This is a genomic window from Phocaeicola faecicola, assembly GCF_013618865.1.
Taxonomy (GTDB): Bacteria; Bacteroidota; Bacteroidia; order Bacteroidales; family Bacteroidaceae; genus Phocaeicola; species Phocaeicola faecicola.
The window spans coordinates 15481-37903 of the sequence record NZ_JABSOE010000047.1; the positions used below are offsets into that span (position 1 = coordinate 15481).

Annotated in this window: 17 protein-coding genes and 1 pseudogene; 12 read left to right on the forward strand and 6 right to left on the reverse strand. The window is 46.4% G+C overall.

Annotated features, from left to right (window positions below; genetic code table 11):
* Window positions 1–15: 15 nt before the first annotated feature.
* From metG to xerD, 5 genes are all read right to left on the reverse strand, one after another.
* The gene (metG, locus tag H3001_RS12965; RefSeq protein WP_181215152.1) at window positions 16–2058 is read right to left on the reverse strand and encodes a methionine--tRNA ligase; all 2043 of its coding nucleotides are present in this window, start codon (window positions 2056–2058) and stop codon (window positions 16–18) included.
* A 110-nt stretch (window positions 2059–2168) separates the two neighbouring features.
* Window positions 2169–3707 (reverse strand): YifB family Mg chelatase-like AAA ATPase, encoded by a 1539-nt coding sequence (locus H3001_RS12970; RefSeq protein ID WP_181215153.1) that lies wholly within the window; start codon window positions 3705–3707, stop codon window positions 2169–2171.
* A 23-nt stretch (window positions 3708–3730) separates the two neighbouring features.
* Window positions 3731–4735, reverse strand: coding sequence for a thioredoxin-like domain-containing protein (locus tag H3001_RS12975; protein ID WP_178244029.1), 1005 nt, complete (start codon window positions 4733–4735; stop codon window positions 3731–3733).
* 149 nt (window positions 4736–4884) lie between these two features.
* Window positions 4885–6561, reverse strand: coding sequence for a tetratricopeptide repeat protein (locus H3001_RS12980; protein ID WP_181215154.1), 1677 nt, complete (start codon window positions 6559–6561; stop codon window positions 4885–4887).
* Between the two features lie 152 nt (window positions 6562–6713).
* Complete coding sequence (xerD, locus tag H3001_RS12985; RefSeq protein WP_178244024.1) at window positions 6714–7637, reverse strand: site-specific tyrosine recombinase XerD; 924 nt, start codon at window positions 7635–7637, stop codon at window positions 6714–6716.
* Window positions 7638–7695: 58 nt separating this feature from the next.
* On the opposite strand from xerD, the gene aroQ reads away from it, so the two are divergent.
* The 5 genes from aroQ (at window position 7696) to H3001_RS13010 (ending at window position 12056) form a co-directional block, all read left to right on the forward strand.
* Window positions 7696–8142: a type II 3-dehydroquinate dehydratase gene (aroQ, locus tag H3001_RS12990; RefSeq protein WP_178244022.1), complete on the forward strand. Its 447-nt coding sequence runs from the start codon at window positions 7696–7698 to the stop codon at window positions 8140–8142.
* Window positions 8143–8152: 10 nt separating this feature from the next.
* Window positions 8153–9613, forward strand: coding sequence for a pyruvate kinase (gene pyk, locus H3001_RS12995; protein WP_178244020.1), 1461 nt, complete (start codon window positions 8153–8155; stop codon window positions 9611–9613).
* Window positions 9614–9707: 94 nt separating this feature from the next.
* A complete protein-coding gene (locus tag H3001_RS13000; protein WP_178244018.1) occupies window positions 9708–10349 on the forward strand; it encodes an O-methyltransferase in 642 nt (213 codons plus the stop codon).
* A gap of 19 nt (window positions 10350–10368) precedes the next feature.
* The gene (rbfA, locus tag H3001_RS13005; RefSeq protein ID WP_178244016.1) at window positions 10369–10704 is read left to right on the forward strand and encodes a 30S ribosome-binding factor RbfA; all 336 of its coding nucleotides are present in this window, start codon (window positions 10369–10371) and stop codon (window positions 10702–10704) included.
* Between the two features lie 104 nt (window positions 10705–10808).
* Window positions 10809–12056: an FtsX-like permease family protein gene (locus H3001_RS13010; protein WP_181215155.1), complete on the forward strand. Its 1248-nt coding sequence runs from the start codon at window positions 10809–10811 to the stop codon at window positions 12054–12056.
* Window positions 12057–12194: 138 nt separating this feature from the next.
* On the opposite strand, the gene H3001_RS13015 is transcribed toward H3001_RS13010, so the two are convergent.
* Window positions 12195–13346, reverse strand: a complete 1152-nt coding sequence (locus H3001_RS13015) for a vWA domain-containing protein (protein ID WP_181215156.1) — start codon at window positions 13344–13346, stop codon at window positions 12195–12197.
* A 329-nt stretch (window positions 13347–13675) separates the two neighbouring features.
* Between H3001_RS13015 and H3001_RS13020 the strand changes: the two are divergent.
* The 7 genes and pseudogenes from H3001_RS13020 (at window position 13676) to H3001_RS13050 (ending at window position 21831) form a co-directional block, all read left to right on the forward strand.
* Window positions 13676–15017: pseudogene (locus H3001_RS13020) on the forward strand (phage integrase SAM-like domain-containing protein).
* Window positions 15018–15086: 69 nt separating this feature from the next.
* Window positions 15087–16382 (forward strand): PDDEXK nuclease domain-containing protein, encoded by a 1296-nt coding sequence (locus tag H3001_RS13025; RefSeq protein WP_181215158.1) that lies wholly within the window; start codon window positions 15087–15089, stop codon window positions 16380–16382.
* 7 nt (window positions 16383–16389) lie between these two features.
* On the forward strand, window positions 16390–17409 hold the full coding sequence (locus H3001_RS13030) for a hypothetical protein (RefSeq protein WP_181215159.1): 1020 nt from the start codon (window positions 16390–16392) through the stop codon (window positions 17407–17409).
* A gap of 222 nt (window positions 17410–17631) precedes the next feature.
* Window positions 17632–17940 carry a DUF3853 family protein gene (locus H3001_RS13035; RefSeq protein WP_025892167.1) on the forward strand — a complete coding sequence of 103 codons (309 nt, stop codon included), beginning with the start codon at window positions 17632–17634 and terminating at the stop codon, window positions 17938–17940.
* A gap of 14 nt (window positions 17941–17954) precedes the next feature.
* Window positions 17955–19031: an AAA family ATPase gene (locus tag H3001_RS13040; protein WP_181215160.1), complete on the forward strand. Its 1077-nt coding sequence runs from the start codon at window positions 17955–17957 to the stop codon at window positions 19029–19031.
* Window positions 19032–19236: 205 nt separating this feature from the next.
* On the forward strand, window positions 19237–20202 hold the full coding sequence (locus H3001_RS13045) for a toprim domain-containing protein (protein ID WP_181215161.1): 966 nt from the start codon (window positions 19237–19239) through the stop codon (window positions 20200–20202).
* A gap of 225 nt (window positions 20203–20427) precedes the next feature.
* The gene (locus H3001_RS13050) at window positions 20428–21831 is read left to right on the forward strand and encodes a mobilization protein (RefSeq protein WP_181215162.1); all 1404 of its coding nucleotides are present in this window, start codon (window positions 20428–20430) and stop codon (window positions 21829–21831) included.
* The last annotated feature ends 592 nt before the right edge of the window (window positions 21832–22423 follow it).

Genomic DNA, 22423 nt, shown 5'->3' on the forward strand with positions numbered 1-22423 from the left:
ATGTGTATATCGTGATTATTTCACTTCACTTCCCGGTTTTACTTCTTTCAGCAGTGAAGTAACCGCCAGTGAACCGTCGAAGTTCTCAGCACTCAGAATCATACCTTCACTTACCAGGCCGTTCTTGAACTGACGAGGAGCCAGGTTGGCAATGAACAATACCTGCTTGCCGATCAGTTCTTCCGGTTTGTAATGCTGGGCGATACCGCTGACAATCGTACGGTTCTCCAGACCGTCAGCAATCTTGAACTTCAAGAGTTTCTTCATCTTAGGTACTACCTCACATTCCAATACGGTTCCCACACGGATATCGAGCTTTTCAAAGTCTTCGAACGAGATAGTCGGCTTGATCGGATTCGCCTTATAAGCAGCGGCTTCGTTGGCTTTCTTCGTATCCAGCAGTTTCTGTACCTGTGCCTCGATGACGCTGTCTTCAATCTTTTCGAACAACAGTTCCGGCTTATTCAGTGCATGTCCGGCGCTCAACAGGTCGGTGCGTCCCAGCTGTTCCCATTCGAAGGTTTCCATGTTCAGCATCTTACGCAGTTTCTCACTGCTGAACGGCAGGAACGGTTCGAAGGCGATGGCCAGGTTGGCAACCAGCTGCAACGAAATGTTCAGAATAGTAGCTACACGCTCCATGTCTGTCTTGGCCAGTTTCCAAGGTTCTGTATCAGCCAGATACTTATTACCGATACGTGCCAGGTTCATGGCTTCTTTCTGTGCGTCACGGAACTTGAATACATCCAGCAGTTTTTCTACTTCTGCCTTAACATCCGCAAATTCCTTCAGGGTTTCCTTATCGTAATCGGTCAGTTCCCCACAAGCCGGTACCTTGCCGTCAAAATATTTATGAGTCAATACCAGCGCACGGTTCACGAAGTTACCGTATACAGCTACCAGCTCATTGTTGTTGCGTGCCTGGAAATCCTTCCAGGTAAAGTCATTGTCTTTGGTTTCCGGAGCATTGGCAGTCAGCACATAGCGCAGCACATCCTGTTTGCCAGGGAAATCCTGCAGATATTCGTGCAACCACACAGCCCAGTTGCGTGAAGTCGAAATCTTATCTCCTTCCAGGTTCAGGAATTCGTTGCTCGGCACATTGTCCGGCAGGATGTAACTGCCTTCAGCCTTCAGCATGGCCGGGAATACGATGCAGTGGAACACAATGTTGTCCTTACCGATGAAGTGTACCAGACGGGTTTCAGGATCCTTCCACCACTTTTCCCATGAATCAGGCAACAGTTCCTTGGTATTTGAAATATAACCGATAGGCGCATCAAACCATACATACAATACCTTTCCTTCTGCGCCTTCTACCGGTACCGGAATACCCCAGTCGAGGTCACGGCTTACGGCACGGGGCTGCAGTCCCATATCGAGCCAGCTCTTGCACTGACCGTATACATTCGGACGCCATTCCTTGTGGTCTTCCAGGATCCACTTGCGCAACCATCCTTCGTGCTTGTCGAGCGGCAAGTACCAGTGCTTGGTTTCCTTCATCACCGGTTTGCTTCCGCTGATTGCACTCTTAGGATTAATCAGTTCTGTCGGTGAAAGGGTGCTTCCACACTTCTCGCACTGGTCTCCATAAGCCCCTTCGGCATGGCAGCGGGGACATTCACCGGTAATATAACGGTCGGCAAGGAAAGTATGGGCTTCCTCATCATAATACTGCTCAGAAGTCTTCTCGATAAATTCTCCCTTGTCATACAACTTACGGAAGAAGTTGGAAGCCATTTCGTGATGAGTAGCCGAACTGGTGCGGCCATAAGTATCGAATGAGATACCGAATTCCTTGAATGAATCTCTGATCAGTGTATGATAACGGTCCACTACATCCTGCGGAGTGATTCCCTCCTTCTTGGCACGGATGGTAATGGGCACTCCATGCTCGTCCGATCCTCCGATAAAGAGAACCTCTTCTTTCTTCAGGCGCAGATAGCGTACATAGATATCGGCCGGGACATATACTCCTGCCAAATGTCCGATATGCACCGGACCATTTGCATAAGGCAGTGCCGATGTTACGGTAGTTCGTTTGAATTTCTTTTCCATATATGTATATGTTTTATTGTATATTCATTTTCTGGTACCTACTTCATACCGTCTGCAAAGATAGTCATTTCTCGGCGAAGTATATGAGTTGCCCAAAGATTTATAACGATTTAGCCGGCCCAATTTTCACGGTCCAGATTACGGTAGCTGATGGCCTCCGCCAGATGGTGCGACTGGACATGAGGTGCATCCTCCAGATCGGCAATGGTACGGGCCACTTTCAGAATACGGTCGTAGGCACGGGCTGAAAGATTCAGGCGCGACATGGCATTGCGCAACAGCGCCATTCCGGCAGCATCCGGCTGAGCATATTCACGCAGGAGGGCAGGACTCATCTGTGCATTACAATGTACACCGGGAACCTGGGCGAAGCGTCTGGCCTGTACCTGACGCGCCTTGACAACCCGTTCACGGATGGTCCGGCTCGACTCTCCGGGAGCCTGTTCCACCAGTTTCTCGAACGGTACCGGAACAATCTCAATCTGTATGTCTATCCGGTCGAGCAGAGGCCCTGAAATCCGGTTCAGATAGCGGTGTACCTGACCGATGTTGCACACGCAAGCACGGGTTGGATGATTAAAATAACCGCACGGACACGGGTTCATGGAAGCTACCAAGGTAAAGCTTGCCGGGTATTCCAGCGTATATTTAGCCCTCGAAATGGTGATACACCGGTCCTCCAAAGGCTGACGGAGCACTTCCAGTACCGAACGGCTGAACTCCGGCAACTCATCCAGAAAAAGTACCCCATTGTGGGCCAGACTGATTTCTCCAGGCTGAGGATTGGCCCCTCCTCCCACCATTGCAATCTGCGAAATAGTATGGTGAGGACTCCGGAACGGACGTGTGGCAATCAGCGAAGAGTCCTTTCCCAGTTTACCTGCCACAGAATGAATCTTCGTGGTTTCCAGACTCTCGGAAAGCGTAAACGGAGGCAGGATTCCGGGCAGACGCTTGGCCATCATCGACTTGCCGCTTCCGGATGCCCCCACCATCAGAATATTATGTCCTCCGGCAGCAGCTACTTCCAGGGCACGCTTCACGTTCTCCTGTCCCTTGACATCCGCAAAGTCAAACGGAAAGTTTTCCTGATGATTGCTGAACTCCTCCCGCGTATTTACCTCCGTAGGAGTCAACGTATCTTTCCCGTTGAAAAATTCGATGACCTCTACAATGTTACTGGCTCCATATACCTTCAGGTTATTCACTACCGCTGCTTCTCTCGCATTCTGCAGAGGCAGGATGAAACCTTCGAATCCTTTCGCACGGGCAGCGATGGCGATGGGCAATGCCCCTTTGACGGGCAACAGCGTCCCGTCGAGGCTCAGCTCTCCCAAAATCATGTATTTACCCAGTTTTTCCGCAGCGACTCCACCTGTTGCAGCCAGGATACCGATGGCCAGCGGGAGGTCGTACGAGGCACCTTCCTTGCGGATATCCGCAGGAGCCATGTTGACCACAATCTGGCAGGTCGGAAATTTATATCCGTTTACCTGTAAGGCAGAAATAATCCGTTCGTGACTTTCTTTCACCGCCGAATCGGGTAATCCTACGAGAAAAAATTTTATTCCACGCGAACTGTTGACTTCTATCGTTACGACAGTAGCATCAATACCTTGTAAGGCAGCACTAAATAGTTTGACTAGCATTAGATTTTCGGTTGTTTTTATTTTTACTTTGAAGCATCGGTCAGTTGCTTCACCTTTTCGTACAAGTCCTGACGGAACAGGTCTCTTGCGATAATCTTCCGGTTCCGGTCAACCAGGATATTCGCTGGCAGCCTCCACACTCCGTTCTGACGGATTACCTGATTGTCCCATGCCTTGAAATCGCAGACCTCTACCCACCGTTCAGCATCTTCCTTGCACTGACTGTACCACTGCTCCTTTCCATAGTCGAGCGAAAGGTTCAGTACCCGGAACTGTTTTTCCGGCAACTTCCGGGCTATCTGTTCAAGGGAGTCTCTCACCACCAGGCTCTGAGGGTCCCAGCTTGCCCAGAAGTTGATCAGCGTATAACTGTCGGGAGCATTATTCCAGGCTACATACTTTCCCTTCCGGTCTTTGCAGGAGAAATAACTGACGTAGTCCTTGTTCACCGTCTTGTTTTTATCGGCAATGGCTTCAAGTGCCCCACCCAGTATATAAGAGTCCTTCACCATACCGTCCAGCGGAGCCAGTATGGAAGCCAGCTCCTCCAGGTCGGGCTGTGTACTTTGAATAAAGAACTGATGAATGATGTATGCAGAAGCAAACGACTGCAGGTGCGTACGTACAAATTCCTTGGCCTTCATCCTGACAGCCGCAGTATCCGTCCGTATTTCATCGATGCTCTTCAGAAACTCTCCGTAAACCGCATTCTCTCCTTCTCCGGAGATTACAGGAGCGTCAAAAGAACCTGTCAGCTTCATCTTTTCCTTAGGAGAGACAAACACCGGAATGCTTTTTCCTTCCGAAGAGAGCAGGCGGCACAAGTTCAGGGTATCCGCTTCCGTCTCATAAGTAAACTTACCGTTTTCCGTATAAATGGTATCTATTTTCAGCATCGGGTCATCATAAACCATCCACAAGGTATCCGACTGTACATCGTCCAGCTCTGCCTGAAGTTTAAAACCCGAATTTCCCTGACATCCGGCCCACCCTACAGTCAGGACCAATAAGAAAAGTAACTTATTCATATTCACGCATAGTTTTTGCGAAAATACACAAATTCTCGTAATCCTCCATGTTTTTCACCATATTATTCCCCCGAGAGCCCGGAGACAAAAAAAGGCCGGAACCATGCGTTCCGGCCTTTTCTGAATATTATCAGATATCAAGTTAAATATTACTTGATTTCATTTGCATATTTAGCAAATTCACGGTCTGTCTGAGCCTTAGCAGCCAAAGCAGCATCTTTCTGAGCTACTTTTGCCATGCTTGACTTAACCAGGTCAGCGTTGTTTGTTCTAGCACCTACGATAGCCATCAGATAATCTGTATAAGCATCCGGATTCTTCACAGCAGCCAAAGTGTTTTTAGCCTTGTTGTAATCCTTAGCCAGGATCTGAGCCAAAGCAGCTGAGTTAGTCTTAGTATCACCGAATGCCTGAACAGCGCGTTCATACTGACCCTGTTTGATATACAGGTTACCCAGAATTTCGTTAGCAGTGTTTGCACCAGTTGACTTGCTCAAGTAAGTTTCAGCGTTAGCTACGTTACCCTTAGCCAGTTCGATCAAACCAAGGTTAGTGTTTACTTCAGGAGCGTTAGCGTTCTTGCTGGCAGCCTGTTTGAAGTAGTTTTCAGCAGTAGCCTGGTCACCCTTAGCATAAGCCATCAGACCCAAGTTGTTATAAGCACGGAAGTCTGAAGGATACAGTTCGATAGCTTTCTTGTAGATAGCTTCCTGACGAACTTCGTCGTTAGTCAGAGTAGCAGCATACAACAGTTCGTCTACGCTCAATACCTTAGCGTCAGTGTCGAATGCTTCGTTGATTTCTTCGTCGCTGCGACCGATTACATCGTAGTTAGCAGTCAGGCGAGCACGACGCAACTGAGGCAGGATTTCGTCAGCCAAAGTCTTGTAAACTGAAGAAATGTTCTTGATTTCAGCTTCACGCTGTTCAGGATCGCTGTACATAGACAATACACGCAAGATCAGGTCTTTATCCTGGATGTTTGATTTAGAAACCAATTCCTGGAAACCGTCCCAGTCCTGAGCAGTGTACTTAGTATCTACTTCAGTTTCGATCTTACCCTTCTTCAACTGCTGGTTCATGTATTTTTCAGTGTTGTTCTGACGGTTTTCAGCCAAAGTTGTATTCAACTTCACACCACCATCAGGAGAAGCGTAAGCAGAAATTTCGATGTTGTTCAGTTTATAGTTCTTAGTGTCACCAGCCACAGTTACTACCTGTTTGTGGAATTCTTTCAAACCTTCAGATTTCAATTCGCTTGCGCGGAGGTTAGCCTGCTGGATCAAGAACATGATCTGAGCTTCCTTAGCCTGTTTGATGATTCTCTGGAATGCATCCGGAGCCAAAGCAGCGTTAGCAGAATTTACAGTAGGAAGTTCTGATGTAGCGATAACACCGTCAGCAATCTTTACAGAAGGAATAGTATGAGATTTCTTTCCAATTTTGATCTTGAAATCCAAATACAGTTCAGATTTTGCCATTTCAGGAACATAGTCGAAAGAAGCCTTCATTGTGTAAGTACCACCAGCCTTGTATGAAATAGTCTGGTCGTTACCCTGTACTTTTTCACCCTGGAATGTAGCCGGCTGGCCTTTAGCTTCACCACCGTCCCATCTCAAAACCGGAGTTACTTCTACAGTAGCGTTCTTCTTGAAATATTTTTCAGGGAACTTACCTGTAATTGTAACAGGAACCTTACCTCCTACTGCTTCCAATACTTCAGGGTTAGTTGTGAAGTAGTCAGCAGACAATTCACCCATTTTCTTACATGAAGAAAATGCGAGGACTAACAATGCCACTAAAGGCAAATACAACTTTCTAATCATGATTTTTAATATTAGGTTTATATTATGAATTTTATCTCTATATATTCATCACAATATTCGAGGCAAAGATAAGAAAAACTCTATATAATAGTTCTCTATTCCTTATTTTTTTTCAAATAAGTAATCGAAAAATTGATTTAGTTGAATAAAAACTAGGCTTCCAGGTCTTTTTTCCGGTTTCTCGGATGGTGTTCAATGATTTCCTGCCGTAAAAGCGTCCGGTCGATGTGCATGTAAATTTCAGTCGTTCCGATGCTTTCATGCCCCAGCATGCACTGTATCGCCCTCAGATTGGCACCGCCTTCCAACAAATGTGTGGCAAACGAATGCCGGAACGTATGCGGACTGATACTTTTCTTCAGTCCGATGGCCGCTGCCAGTTCCTTGATGATATGGAACACCATGATGCGGGAAATGTTTTTCCCGAACCGGCTGATAAATACAAAATCTTCATATCCCGGCTTGATCAGTCCCTGTTCCCTGTCCAGAAAATAGTTTTTCAGTTCCGAAACGGCCCTCGGAGAAATAGGTACCAGGCGCTGCTTGTTTCCCTTTCCCTCCACTTTAATAAATCCTTCGTTCAGATACAGGTCGGAGATTTTCAGGTTGCAGAGTTCCGACACTCGCAATCCACAGCTGTACAGCGTCTCCAGAATCGCACAGTTGCGCTGCCCCTCCCGCGTACTCCGGTCGATCTGCCCGATCAGGGCATCGATTTCCTCCACCGTCAGCACATCGGGCAAATGTTTTCCGATCTGCGGAGACTCCAGCAGTTCGCACGGATCCTGTTCGATATAATCCTCCAGCAGCAGAAACTGATAGAAAGACCGTATGCCGGAAAGAATGCGGGCCTGCGACCTCGGATGAATCCCGATGTCATGAAGCCCCGCCGAAAAATGCTCCAGATGCTCCAGCGTCACCTCGGTATAATCAATCCCCTCGAGCGTCAGATAAGCCATCAGTTTATCCAAATCCGTCAAATAAGCCTGGACCGTATTTTCCGACAAGCCCTTTTCCAGTTTCAAATATTGCCTATACTTTATTATTATCTTTTCGCTTTTTTCTCGGGTTTTCATTTCTTTTTCGTATCTTTGTCCCAAATTTTTTCGCAAATGTATTAAATATTTTATTCGAATGGGAAGAAGAAGAATACAAATAATCAATGGTCCCAATATCAATTTATTGGGAAAGCGTGAACCTTCTATCTACGGGAGCCGGACATTCGAAGATTATTTGACTGATTTGAGAATGCAATATCCGGAGTTGCAGCTGGACTATTACCAGTCGAACACCGAAGGATTCCTCATCGACAAGATTCATGAGACAGGATTCTCGTACGACGGAATCATCCTGAATGCCGGGGCATACACCCACACTTCAATCGCCCTTCAGGACGCCATCCGCGCCGTGACCGCCCCTGTCATTGAAGTCCATATCTCAAACGTCCATGCGCGGGAAGAGTTCCGTCATCGCTCCATGATATCCTGTGCCTGTCTGGGGGTGATCTGCGGATTCGGGCTTGACTCATACCGCTTGGGAATAGAAGCCTTGTTACAACATAAAAAAACAATTTCAGATTAAATAAATTTATATGATGCTCAAACAAACAAAAATCGTAGCGTCCATTTCGGACTTGCGCTGTGAAGTGGATTTTATCAGAGATCTTTTTAATGCAGGTATGAACGTTGTCAGAATGAACACGGCACATGCCAGTCGCGAAGGATTTGAAAAACTGATAGCCAATGTCCGCGAAGTTTCAAACCGTATCGGTATTCTGATGGATACAAAAGGCCCTGAAGTACGTACCACAGCCAGTGCAGAAGGTCCGATTGATTTCAAGACAGGTGACAAAGTGCAAATCGTAGGCAATCCGGACCAGGAAACTACCCGCGAATGCATTTCCGTAACTTATGCCAACTTTGTTCATGACCTCTCGGTAAATGCACGGGTATTGATTGACGACGGAGAACTGGAACTGAAAGTGTTGGACAAGAACGAAACAACCCTGTTTTGCGAAGTTTGCAACGATGCCACTTTGGGAAGCCGCAAGAGCGTCAACGTACCGGGAGTGAGAATCAATCTTCCTTCACTTACCGAGAAAGACCGCAACAACATACTTTACGCCATCGAGAAGGACATTGACTTCATTGCCCATTCTTTCGTACGCAACAAACAGGATGTACTGGATATCCGCGAGATTCTGGATGCGCACAACAGTGACATCAAGATCATTGCGAAGATTGAAAACCAGGAAGGTGTAGACAACATCGATGAAATCCTCGAAGTAGCCGACGGAGTCATGGTAGCACGTGGTGACCTGGGTATCGAAGTTCCTCAGGAACGCATTCCGGGTATCCAGCGTATTCTGATTAAAAAATGTATCCTGGCCAAGAAGCCCGTTATCGTGGCAACCCAGATGCTGCACACCATGATCAACAATCCGCGTCCGACACGTGCCGAAGTGACCGATATCGCCAATGCCATCTATTACCGTACAGATGCCCTGATGCTGAGTGGTGAAACGGCTTACGGAAAATATCCGGTAGAAGCTGTAAAGACCATGGCCAAGGTAGCTGCCCAGGCAGAAAAAGACAAGATGGAAGAAAACGATATCCAGATTCCTCTGACACCGGAAAATACCGACGTAACTGCATTCCTTGCAAAGCAGGCTGTACGTGCCACTAACCTGATGCCGATCCGTGCCATCATCACCGACTGCTTCAGCGGACTGACTGCACGCAACCTGGCTGCCTTCCGTGGAAAATATCCGGTACTGGCTATCTGTTACAAGGAAAAGACCATGCGTCACCTGGCTCTTTCATACGGTGTAGAAGCTATCTACATGCCTGAGAAGGCCAGCGGTCAGGAATATTATTTCACAGCTTTGCGCAAACTGCTTGCCGACGGAGTACTGTCTCCGAAAGACATGGTGGCTTACCTGAGTGGAGGTAAGAAAGGTACACATACTTCATTCCTCGAAATCAATCAGGTAGAAGATGTGCTGGAAAATGCCGGCGAATATGTGTTGCCCAACCGTAACCGCTATCTATAATTAACTGATACAAGATAGAAAATGCAGGAAATGAAGGAGGGGTTAATCGCGCCTGCTTTCGTTTTCTGCATTTCTTTTTCCTAAATGCTGCACAATGAAAGAAACAGATGCACTGGATGATTACATCCTTAGCCACATAGACCCGGAAGGAGAATATCTGAAGGCCTTGTACCGTGCCACGCACGTCAAGCTGCTGCGTCCGCGAATGGCTTCCGGACATCTTCAGGGACGGATGCTCAAGATGTTTGTACAGATGATACGCCCCAAACAGATCATCGAAATAGGTACATACAGCGGGTATTCGGCACTCTGTCTGGCCGAAGGACTGGAGGAAGGGGGCATGCTTCACACCTTTGAGATCAACGACGAACAGGAAGACTTTACCCGCCCCTGGCTGGAGAACTCTCCCTATGCAGACAAAATCCGTTTCTACATCGGCGATGCCCTGAAAATCGTTCCGCAGATGGATATCTGTTTTGACCTGGCTTTTATAGACGGAAACAAGCGTAACTACATTGAGTATTACGAGATGATTCTCGCGAAGATGAATTCCGGAAGCTATATCATAGCCGACAATACCCTGTGGGATGGCCACGTACTGGAGGAGCATCCCCATGCCACCGATACCCAGACCATCGGTATCAAGAATTTCAATGACCTGGTCGCAAGCGACGAACGCGTAGAGAAAGTGATACTTCCCCTGCGTGACGGTCTAACCATTATCCGTAAAAAATAAATTTATATATAATATAAGTATGGAAACAACCAGACAAAACAAAATTTCACGTCTCATCCAGAAAGAGCTCAGTGAAATCTTCTTGCTGCAAACCAAATCGATGCCGGGAGTATTGGTTTCCGTCAGTATTGTCCGCATCAGTCCCGACATGAGTTATGCACGCGTATACCTCAGCGTTTTCCCGTCGGAAAGAAGCGAGGAAATCGTAAAGAACATCAACGACAACATGAAGTCCATCCGCTTTGAGCTGGGCAACCGGGTACGCCATCAGTTGCGCATCATTCCCGAACTGAAGTTCTTTGTCGACGACTCACTAGACTACGCCGCACACATTGACGAATTATTGAAAAAATAACTGTCTGATATACAGATTATCCTTGACCGGTACAAGGCACATGGAACGCGTCTTCGCACAGGGCTCTATGTGCCTTTGCCTTTTTGAACAAGCAGCTCCGATATATGAATTTTCCTTTTTACATCGCCCGCAGGTATCTCTTTTCAAAGAAGTCGCACCATGCCATCAACATCATTTCCGCCATCTCGGTATGCGGTGTGGCACTGGCCACCCTGGCACTGGTGTGTACGCTTTCGGTTTTCAACGGATTTCAGGACCTGGTGGCTACCTTCTTCACGGCATTCGACCCGCAGCTTAAAATCACTGCCATCCAAGGCAAAGTATTCCATAATACAGACGAAAGAATCCTCCGTGTCAAAGCCTTGCCGGAAATCGAGGTCTTTTCCGAATCGCTCGAAGACAATGTCATGATTCAGTATAAGGGACGACAGACAATGGCCGTACTGAAAGGTGTAGAAGACAATTTCGACCGGCTCACGCCCATCGACAGTATCCTGTTCGGAAGAGGAGAATTGAAACTGCACGACGAAGTGGTGGATTACGTGATACCGGGCATCCAGCTCGTATCCACCCTTGAATCGGGCATACGTTTCCTGGATCCCTGGGAAATATACGCTCCCCGCCGTGGCGCCAAAGTCAACCTGGCCAATCCTTCGGGCAGTTTTACCACGGGACAACTGTTTGCTTCCGGACTGGTATTTGCCGTCAATCAGGAAAAGTACGACGGATCTTACCTGCTTACCTCACTGAAATTTGCAAGAGAACTGTTCCAGTATACCGATGAGGTGTCTGCCGTCAACCTGAAACTGAAGGCCGGGGCGGACGAGAAAGCCGTAAAGAAACAAATTCAGGAACTGTTGGGGGACGGTTTCCGGGTACAGACACGCTACGAGCAGCAAGCCGATACGTACCGCATCATGGAAATCGAGAAACTCATCTCCTATTTCTTCCTGACCTTCATTCTGATGATTGCCTGCTTCAATGTCATCGGTTCGCTGTCGATGCTGATCATCGACAAGAAAGAGGATGTGGTTACCCTGCGCAATCTGGGGGCCGACGACCGGCAGATTACCCGCATCTTCCTGTTCGAAGGACGGATGATTACTTTCTTCGGAGCCATCTCCGGTGTCCTTCTGGGTATCCTGCTGTGCTGGCTCCAACAGGAATACGGACTCATTTCCCTGGGTAATTCAGGCAGTTTCGTAGTCGATGCCTATCCGGTCAGCGTACACGCCACCGACGTGATACTTGTGTTTGTCACCGTGCTGGTGGTCGGCTTCCTGTCGGTATGGTATCCGGTACGCTTCCTGAGCAGACGACTGCTGAAAAAGGGCAGCGAGAGCAATTCCTGACTTCCGGACAGCCTAGTCTCTACCGGGCGGGCAATCGTTCTTCTGAGACCTTTATATTCAGTATACAGATAAAAAATCAGGGTGTATCCGAAACTGAAACAGTTCGGATACACCCTGAATGGTGTTTATCAATTCATCTTACGCTCCAAAAGTCACATTTTCATAAATCTGCTCACCCTTTACAGCACCGTCCTTGGTCAGGATAGTAATCTTTACGGTGTGAGTACCCGACAACATATCTTCTGTCAGGTTCAGACGGAGAATATAAGAGTTGGTAATTGCTCCGGTAACCGGCAGGTCATTCAAAGAAACATCGGTGAAGGAAGCATCTGTCCGGATGTTGGTACCACCTGTATAGATACTGAAGAGCCAAGGCTTTTCCTCATACAAGTCTCTCCAACGGTATGTTTCTTCCGGATATCCGTTCAAATCGCTGAAAATAGTATGTATCGTACCTTTATTTACGTTCCAGTTATAGTATTCAGATTCCGGATTTACAGTTTCAACCGACCATTCTGCATGTCCGCCCGGCTGGTTCGGCTCGTCTGTAAAGTGTACATAAATACGGTTGGCTCCCTGACGGAACGCAAAGTTCTCATCCGCAAAATGCAACATGATACCTCCACATTCTCCCCCGGCAGTTCTGTACTGCTGCGCAGCAGCTTCCAGTTCATTTTTGTCCGGTCCGCCAAAACCTACCGTACGGCCTCTGCCTGTAGAACGTTCCAAATATGTATGCAATGTCTCTACATCGGTAATGTTCAATGCACCATTTACAAAACTATGGTCAATACCTACGCAACCGAACTGTACGTCCATGACCTGTGAGATTTTTGCAGACCAGTCCAGAATTTCACGGGCTACCGTATTGGCTTCCTGTCCCATACTTCCGGAGTTGTCAACCAGGAATACCACATCAGCCTTTGCCTTGCTGGCACGTGAAGCCACTTCATCAGCGTTAACAACAGTCACAGCTTTCGGCTTTCCGTCGATTTCCACCCATACGTTCTGTTCAGCATGATTGGTTCCATACAACTTCATCCAGTCTTTGTCCGGTGTCTGGATACCGGTCAGACTCAGACGCAATACTTTATTGTCTGAACCTTCTTCAATGAACGTCTGGAAGTTAGGAATACTGATATTCGGAGTTCCTCCGATAGAAGGATTGCTCTGTGCCTCTTCATCTGCAATACCAATGGCACCAGTTTCGTAAGATGCCTCATCTTTTGAACATGAGGATATTCCCATCACTGTCAAGAAAATACCCAACCAAAAATTTTTTACTCTCATAACTTTATCTTTTAATAATTTTTTACAAAACTATAAAATAAAATAAAGCGTAAGAATATAGTAATACAGAAAATTATACCATACAATGCATTTATGTGATTAAAGGAATAAAAAAAGGAACTATTATGACATTTTTTTTACATCTTCACCCAGATATTCCGAAGAGAAAGGTAACAAAAAATCCTCTATCCGGGAAGGAATAGAGGATTCAATGCGGTGCGGACGGGACTTTAACTTACACAATCAAGAAATCTCACAAAGCTGCAATATGTTGATAATAATCAAGTTATTACAAATCAACTATATTACTAAATATCATTAAATACCTTTTGCTGTTTCAATTATTGGGTGTATATTTGGGTGTTGATTTTAATACACCCAGCTATGAACATCAAGAGAAACATCATCTTTTCATTGGAAAGCCGCAAGAAGAACGGAGTGCCAATCGTGGAGAATGTCCCTATCCGTATGCGTGTTGTTTTTGACAGCCACCGCATTGAGTTCACAACAGGCTACCGCATTGATGTTGCCAAATGGGATGCCGACAAGCAGCGTGTAAAGAACGGATGCACCAACAAGCTGAAGCAAAGTGCATCGGAAATCAATGCGGACTTGCTGAAATACTACACCGAAATCCAGAATATATTCAAGGAGTTTGAGGTGCAGGGATTCATGCCGACTACCGAGCAGGTAAAGGACGCATTCAACAGATTGCACAATGAAAAAAAGGAAGATGAGGAACAGGCTCCGGTCGTATTTCTGCCTTTGGAGGTGTTTGATGAGTTCATCAAGGAGTGCGGTACGCAAAACGGCTGGTCTGATGCCACCTATGAGAAATTTGCCGCAGTCAGGAAACATCTTGAAAAATTCGACAAGGGGCTGACATTTGAATCGTTGGACGAGCCCAAGCTAACAAAGTATGTGAATTTCCTGAAAGACACCGAAGATATGCGGAACACATCCATCATGAAACAAGTCGCTTATCTGAAATGGTTTCTGCGCTGGTGTACCAAGAAAGGGTATTGCATGAACAATGCCTATGAAGATTTCAACCCCAAATTGCGAAGCACACCGAAAAAGGTGATATTCCTCACTTGGGAAGAACTGAACAAACTCAAAAATTATCAGATACCCGACACAAAGCAATATCTTGAACGGGTGAGGGATGTCTTTCTGTTCTGTTGCTTTACCGGACTCCGGTATTCGGACGTGCATAATCTGAAGAAAAGCGACATCAGGGACGGATATATAGAAATCACCACGGTAAAGACCGCAGAAAGGCTTATCATCGAGCTTAACAACCACAGCAAGGCAATACTCGACAAATACAAGGGTGTGGAATTTGAGGGGCACAAGGCTCTCCCTGTCATAAGCAACCAAAAGATGAATGACTATTTGAAGGAACTGGGCGAACTTGCCGAAATCAACGAGCCTGTAAGTGAAACCTACTACAAAGGAAGCAGCCGTATAGACACCATTACACCCAAATACGCATTGCTGGGCACCCATGCCGGGAGAAGGACTTTCATCTGTAACGCTCTGGCTCTCGGTATTCCGGCACAGGTAGTGATGAAATGGACAGGACATAGCGACTACAAGGCGATGAAACCCTACATAGACATCGCCGATGATGTGAAAGCCAATGCGATGAACAAATTCAACCAACTGTAAAAACAATCAGCAAGTTTCATGGAAAACCTGTAATTGGGCTTACCTTTGTAACTTTCAATACATACAACAATGAGCAACAACGATAACAATATAGAGAAAAGAAGTTTCGAGGCTTTTGTCAATGCCATCGGGTCAGAAATAGAGCAGGCGCAAGTCCGGCTCATCAGTGCAGCCAATGCGCAGATGCTGTTCCACTATTGGAAGATGGGCAATTATATCCTGTACCACCAGAACCGACAGGGCTGGGGCGGCAAGGTCATCAAAAGACTGGCACAAGCAATACGGTTCAACTATCCTGAAAAGAAAGGGTATTCGGTCAGGAACTTGGCTTATATGTGCCAGTTCGCACGCTCCTATCCATTGGGCGCATTACGGAGTTTTATAGAAACCGATGCGAAATTACTTACTCCAAGTGTGCAGAAAATCACGGATGAACTTCAAGGCCTGAACAATATGACATTTACGCAAGAGCCTCTTGCGCAAATTCAATCCTCAGACAATAAGGAAATTGCAATTGTGCAAGAACCTCTTGCACAAATTCAGGATGTAGTCCAAACAGTAGCCGCCGTTTATCAAGTACCGATTGAGGACATGGAAAAACTGTTCCTGGCATCACCTGTCGCAAGAATCAATTGGGCAAGCCATGTGATTCTGCTGAACAGTTCCCTTCCGTTAGGTGTCGATTACTGGTATATGAAGCAATCTGTGGAAATGGGATGGAGCAGTAATGTCCTTAAAATGCAGATTGAAAGCAAATTGTACGAACGGCAAATCAACAGCCGTAAAGTCAATAATTTTACCGCCACGCTTCCTGTACCTCAAAGCGACCTTGCCAATTACCTGTTGAAAGACCCGTATATCTTTGACTTGGCAGGAGCCAAAGAACGTGCGGACGAAAGGGACATAGAAGAACAGTTGGTGAAGCATGTTACCCGTTATCTTTTGGAAATGGGCAACGGATTCGCCTTTGTCGCAAGACAGAAGCATTTCCAGATTGGCGACAGCGATTTCTATGCCGACTTAATCCTGTATAACATAAAACTTCATGCCTATGTGGTCGTGGAACTGAAAGCGACCCCGTTCAAACCGGAATATGCAGGACAGTTGAATTTTTACATCAATGTAGTGGATGACAAGTTGAGGGGAGAGAACGACAATAAGACCATCGGACTGCTGTTGTGCAAGGGTAAGGATGAGATTGTAGCACAATATGCGCTGACAGGCTATGACCAGCCTATCGGCATCAGTGACTATCAGCTCAGCAAGGCTGTGCCGGAGAACCTAAAATCGGCGTTGCCGAGCATAGAACAGGTGGAAGAAGAACTGACTATGCTTCTTGACAAAGAAAAGAACAAGCAAAAGTAAGGTACCTATGGCAGACAATATACAGACGATGATTCCCCGATACGGGGAACTCAACAGAATATACAGGGACTATATAGACAATTACGTTTTCTCTTTCGACAGGCAGAAATTCATTTTTGATTTCTGTCAGGAATACAATGACATGAAGTCTTTTGAGGCAGCTATCCTTGAACTGGTGCTTGACAGGCAAAAAGAACAATACACCTTGATACTCAACAGCCTGAAAACCGAAATTGAAAAGAGCATACAGGCCTATGAAACACGCCCCATAAGTGACAGTGCCGTAGAGCGTGTTTGCCATCAGCATTTGGAAAGATATTCCCTTGAAATTGAAGCCCAGTTGGATGTTACAAGAAGCTTGAGCAAGCCGCTGAATGAAGCCAACAACAGGTATGATTCCATTGGCTACAGGGAACATACAGCCGAAGAAGAAAAGCAGGCAGAGAAAGAATATGAACGCTGCAAGGCTGAATACGACAGGGAAAAAGCCAAACTGAACGAACTCTATGACCTGCAAAAGGCAACAAGAAAGGAGGCATTCCAATATATGAAGAACCGTTGTGCGGACATATACCGCCAAAGTTGCCTTTTTCTGGATATATTGAAGAAATACATTCCTGACGGGAAACGACAGGACGAGCCGGGCAAGCCAATCAGTCAGCAGGAAACGGCGGATGAACAACAAGAGTATTTCAGCATGAAATTGCTTTCGCTCATTCATGAGGTATGTGTTGGAGAACAGTTCGAGGAAATTTCCGCACCGGATTTTTATGCCAACATGAACCTGCACCCTTGTAACTGCAAGCTGAAAATCAAACCGAGAGAGAAAATACGTGTATGTTATCTGATATTTCTGATGGGCGAGAAACTCTCCAAACAGGACAGGGAAAAATGGAAAGCCGGAATACTGGAACTGCTGGATATTGACGACAGCTATTACAAGTCAAAGTACAAGGAGCCTGTTTCCGATTTTCCGAGTGACAGCAACCAGAAATTCGCTAAAGAAATGGAACATATATTCAGATAATCGGTGACATATCCTGATATTTTACGAAAGTTCCACTTTTACCACTCAAATTTATTTTTTGAGTGGTATTTTTATTTTCTGATATTCAATAAGATACAGCGATATTCGGATTATACCGTCCCCATCCTTACCACCCATAACCCTACCTAATTTTGCATCGTTCGAGAACAGAAATAACAGCCAGTGCGCAGGGCTGATTGTTGAATCAAAAAAAGTAGAACCATGCAAAATCTACAAGAGTTATTATCCAAACCCGTCTGGCAGATGACAGGCGAAGAGTTCATCATGTTAAGCAGGCACGCATCCGGTCAGCCGGAAGCGCAGCCGCAGCCCGTAACGGACACAAGCAGGAAATATGTGTACGGAATACTCGGCATAGCCAAACTGTTCGGGTGCAGCCTGCCTACCGCCAACCGCATAAAGAAAAGCGGAAGGATAGACAAGGCTATCACCCAGATAGGACGCAAGATTATCGTGGATGCGGAACTTGCCCTTGAACTGGCAGGAAAGAAAACTGGTGGACGCAAGTAATGGGAGGCATTGCTATGGACTATATGAAAGACATCCGGGAAATATCGGACGAACAGGCGGTAATCCTCTGGCAAGCCTCACGGTTGAGCCTGTCGGGAAAATACGAGAAAGCGCCCGAAATCCTCAGCGTGAAAGGTTCCGTTATCGGCACGCTGGGAAATTTCAGCGCATCCATCGGAAAGGCCAAAAGCAAGAAGACATTCAATGTGTCGGCTATCGTGGCTGCTGCATTGAAGAACGGCACGGTACTCCGGTATGCGGCTGAACTTCCCGAAGCCAAGCGGAAAGTACTTTACGTTGATACGGAACAAAGCCCTCACCACTGCCTGAATGTGATGGAACGCATCATGCGCATGGCAGGGCTGCCCGATGACAGGGACAACGAGAACCTTGAGTTCCTTGCCCTGCGGAAATATACGCCGGAGCAGCGCATAAGGATTGTCGAACAGGCAATCTACCATACGCCGAACCTTGGTCTGGTGGTGATAGACGGTATCCGTGACATGGTGTATGACATCAACAGCCCCAGCGAATCGACACGCATCATATCGAAACTGATGCAGTGGACGGACGACAGGCAGATACATATCCACACGATACTCCACCAGAACAAGGGCGATGAGAACGCGAGGGGACATATCGGCACGGAACTGAACAACAAGGCTGAAACCGTGCTGCTCGTTGAAAAGGACAAGAGCAACGGGGACATAAGCAAGGTTTCCGCCATGCACATCCGTGCGATGGACTTCGAACCGTTTGCCTTCCGTATCAATGACAGGGCATTGCCTGAACTGATAGAGGATTACCAGACAGAAGCCAAAGCACCCGGCAGACCCCAAGGCGAAAGGTTTGATGCCTGCAAGGACATTTCCGAGCAACAACACCGGATAGCACTGGAAGCAGCATTTTCGTTGCAGGACGAATACGGATATAAGGAACTGGGCAAAGCATTGAAAGAGTCGTATGCCTTGGTGGGTGTTCCGTTAAGCGACAACAAGCTGGTCAAACTCATCACAGTGTTGAAGAACAAGCGGATGATAGTGCAGGAGAATGGCAGGAAGTACAGGTACATGCCGGATTTCCACTATTGAGCCGCTTCTTCACAATCACTTCACTTTATTCTCCGGGTCTATATATTAGGATAAAGCGAAGTGGTTCAGGGGCACACCCAACCGCTTCACTTTAAGCCGTATCCTATATATACGACAATAAAGTGAAGTGGTTATACAGCCAGTAACCTATAAACAGGTACTGGCGAAAAGAAAAACAAACAATAACCGTTAAAGACAATCATTTATGGACATACAGACAGCAAAACAAATCAGGCTGGAAGAATACCTTCACAGCTTGGGATATAGCCCGGTGAAGCAACAGGGTATCAATCTCTGGTACAAATCACCGTTCAGGGAAGAAACCGAAGCATCGTTCAAGGTGAACACCGAGCGGAACCAATGGTATGATTTTGCGCTCGGCAAGGGCGGCGACATCATTGCACTGGCTTCGCACCTCTACGCAACGGACAGCGTGCCGTACCTTTTGAAACGCATAGAGGAACAGGTACCGCACGTGCGCCCCGTTTCTTTTTCTTTCTCTTTTCGCAAGCAGTCATTTACAGAGCCGAGTTTCCAACAGTTGGAAATTGTGCCGCTTTCTTCTCCTGCCTTGCTCGCTTACTTGCAGGAAAGGGGAATAAATCCGGCACTGGCGAAAAAAGAATGTAAGGAAGCGCGGTTTACGCACAACGGCAAACGGTACTTCGCCATTGCATTTCCCAACATGTCGGGCGGCTATGAAATCCGCAACCGATATTTCAAGGGCTGTATCGCACCGAAGGAAATATCCCACATCAGACAGTCGGGAGAGCCAAAGGGCACGTGTTTCATTTTCGAGGGATTTATGGACTACCTCTCATTTCTGACCCTACGGCTCGAAAACTGTCCGCAACACCCTGACTTCGACAGGCAGGATTACATGGTTCTGAACTCTGTTGCCAATGTTTCCAAAGCACTTTATCCATTGGGAAGCTATGAGCGAATCCACTGTTTTTTTGACAATGACCGTGCAGGAATGGAAGCCCTTCAGCAAATCCGCAAGGAATACGACAACACCCGGAATATACGGGACGCTTCACAAATCTACAGCGGATGCAAAGACCTGAACGAGTATTTGCAGAAACGCATGGCGGATAGAAAAGAGCAAATGCAATCCGTCAAAAAGAGGAATGATGCGTTATCCAAGAAATCGAAAGGCTTCCGGTTATAGCCCACTATAACTACACGCTTCGCTTTCGTAGTTGTGGGCTCTCCCGAGGGGCTTAGGACGCTGCCCTAAGAACCCGGCAAGAGCTTTCAGCCCTATGCAGCCCGACCAAAGAGTGACCCTCTCTTTGGAAACTCCGCTTATGGGTTACACCCCTAAGACCCCCCTGCGGTTATGAGCGGGAAGCAGCAAACAAAATTAGTAATAACCGAATCAAAAATTGAAAAGATGGCAACAAAATCAAGCATACATATCAAGCCTTGCAACGTGGCATCAAGCGAGGCTCATAACCGGAGAACTGCCGAGTATATGCGCAACATCGGCAAGTCCAAAATTTACATCGTGCCTGACCTTACGCCTGATAATGAACAGTGGATAAATCCGGATTTCGGCAGTCCCGAATTGCAGACGCACTATGAGAACATCAAACGCATGGTCAAGGAAAAAACAGGACGCGCCATGCAGGAAAAGGAGCGTGAGCGCAAAGGGAAGAACGGAAAAATTATCAAGGTGGCGGGATGCTCGCCCATCCGTGAGGGAGTATTGCTCATCAGACCGGACACCACGCTGGAGGATGTGCGTAAATTCGGTGAAGAATGCCAAAAACGCTGGGGCATCACACCGCTCCAAATTTTCCTGCACAAAGACGAAGGACATTGGCTGAACGGACAGCCTGACCCGGAGGACAAAGAGAGTTTCCAAGTAGGAGAAAGATGGTTCAAGCCGAATTACCATGCCCATATTGTATTTGACTGGATGAACCATGATACAGGAAAGAGCCGAAAGCTCAATGATGAGGACATGACCGAAATGCAAAGCTTGGCATCCGACATTCTGTTGATGGAGCGTGGACAGTCAAAGGCCGTAACAGGCAAAGAACATCTGGAGAGGAACGATTTTATCATTGAGAAACAAAAAGCCGAACTGCAACGCATTGAAGCCGTAAAGCGGCATAAGGAACAGCAAGTGAATCTTGCCGAACAAGAACTCCGTCAGGTGAAATCGGAAATACGCACGGACAAGCTCAAAGGCGCAGCCACCGATGCCGCTACGGTCATTGTAAGCGGAGTAGGTTCTCTTTTCGGCAGCGGAAAAATGAAGAAGCTGGAGCAGTCCAATGAAGTATTGCATCAGGAAATAGCCAAACGGGATAAGGGAATTGATGACCTGAAAGCCCAAATGCGACACATGCAGGAACAGCACGGCAAGCAGATACGCAACCTGCAAGGAATACACAATCAGGAACTTGAAGCCAAAGACAAGGAAATATCACGGCTGAATACCTTGCTTGAAAAGGCTTTCAAGTGGTTTCCGATGCTCAGGGAGATGTTGAGGATGGAAAAGTTGTGCGCTGCCATCGGCTTCACCAAAGAAATGATAGAGAGCCTTCTGACAAAGAAAGAAGCTATCAGATGCAATGGCAGGATTTATTCCGAAGAGCACAGGCGGAAGTTTGACATCAAGAATGATATTTTCAAAGTAGAAAAGAATCCAACCGATGACGGCAAACTGGTTCTGACCATAAACAGGCGGCCGATTGGAGAATGGTTCAAAGAACAATTGGAAAAATTACAGCAAGGACTACGTAAATCAGCAGAAGAACCAAGAAAAAGTAGAGGATTTAGGATGTAATTCGATGGTACTTGATTGGATTTCAATAAAATTCTGTATTTTTGTAGATGGATTGAGGTAACTCTTTCCAAGACATACGAGAAAAACAAGACATACGAGAAAAACAAGACATACGAGAAAAACAAGACATACGAGAAAAAGAAGAAGCGTTATGCTTATCTTGTAAGTTGAAAACCTGGAAAATTTCATAAAGCCAATAATAATAAACTAAAAATCAATCAAATATAAATAAATACATATTCAATTTCAAGGAACAAAACAGAAACAAAATGGTCTTTTTTAGCGATTCTGTGTTTTTTTGGCAATAACCATTATAGGGTGACTCCACCTCGCCCTCTTTCAATTTTCCAATCATACCGCCCCTCTGCGACATCGCCAACCTCTTTGAGTGTGTGGCGATGTTTTATTTCGTCAAAGGGCTGTCTCTCCGCATAGTCACAATACCATGGAAAGAAAAAATGCTTATGTCTTATCCTGATATAGGTAGACACATTTACAAACTAATAAATGTGTTACTATTATGACTTCAAAACGAAAGCTTTATCGTGAAGATGAAAAACTGTTTTTTCTTCACTCTTACTACCAATCAGGT

Bases quoted from the DNA above. Each gene is read 5' to 3' on its own strand.
- metG (WP_181215152.1), bottom strand. From the start codon at position 2,058: ATGGAAAAGAAATTCAAACGAACTACCGTAACATCGGCACTGCCTTAT.
- H3001_RS12970 (WP_181215153.1), bottom strand. From the start codon at position 3,707: ATGCTAGTCAAACTATTTAGTGCTGCCTTACAAGGTATTGATGCTACT.
- H3001_RS12975 (WP_178244029.1), bottom strand. From the start codon at position 4,735: ATGAATAAGTTACTTTTCTTATTGGTCCTGACTGTAGGGTGGGCCGGA.
- H3001_RS12980 (WP_181215154.1), bottom strand. From the start codon at position 6,561: ATGATTAGAAAGTTGTATTTGCCTTTAGTGGCATTGTTAGTCCTCGCA.
- xerD (WP_178244024.1), bottom strand. From the start codon at position 7,637: ATGAAAACCCGAGAAAAAAGCGAAAAGATAATAATAAAGTATAGGCAA.
- aroQ (WP_178244022.1), top strand. From the start codon at position 7,696: ATGGGAAGAAGAAGAATACAAATAATCAATGGTCCCAATATCAATTTA.
- pyk (WP_178244020.1), top strand. From the start codon at position 8,153: ATGATGCTCAAACAAACAAAAATCGTAGCGTCCATTTCGGACTTGCGC.
- H3001_RS13000 (WP_178244018.1), top strand. From the start codon at position 9,708: ATGAAAGAAACAGATGCACTGGATGATTACATCCTTAGCCACATAGAC.
- rbfA (WP_178244016.1), top strand. From the start codon at position 10,369: ATGGAAACAACCAGACAAAACAAAATTTCACGTCTCATCCAGAAAGAG.
- H3001_RS13010 (WP_181215155.1), top strand. From the start codon at position 10,809: ATGAATTTTCCTTTTTACATCGCCCGCAGGTATCTCTTTTCAAAGAAG.
- H3001_RS13015 (WP_181215156.1), bottom strand. From the start codon at position 13,346: ATGAGAGTAAAAAATTTTTGGTTGGGTATTTTCTTGACAGTGATGGGA.
- H3001_RS13025 (WP_181215158.1), top strand. From the start codon at position 15,087: ATGAGCAACAACGATAACAATATAGAGAAAAGAAGTTTCGAGGCTTTT.
- H3001_RS13030 (WP_181215159.1), top strand. From the start codon at position 16,390: ATGGCAGACAATATACAGACGATGATTCCCCGATACGGGGAACTCAAC.
- H3001_RS13035 (WP_025892167.1), top strand. From the start codon at position 17,632: ATGCAAAATCTACAAGAGTTATTATCCAAACCCGTCTGGCAGATGACA.
- H3001_RS13040 (WP_181215160.1), top strand. From the start codon at position 17,955: ATGGACTATATGAAAGACATCCGGGAAATATCGGACGAACAGGCGGTA.
- H3001_RS13045 (WP_181215161.1), top strand. From the start codon at position 19,237: ATGGACATACAGACAGCAAAACAAATCAGGCTGGAAGAATACCTTCAC.
- H3001_RS13050 (WP_181215162.1), top strand. From the start codon at position 20,428: ATGGCAACAAAATCAAGCATACATATCAAGCCTTGCAACGTGGCATCA.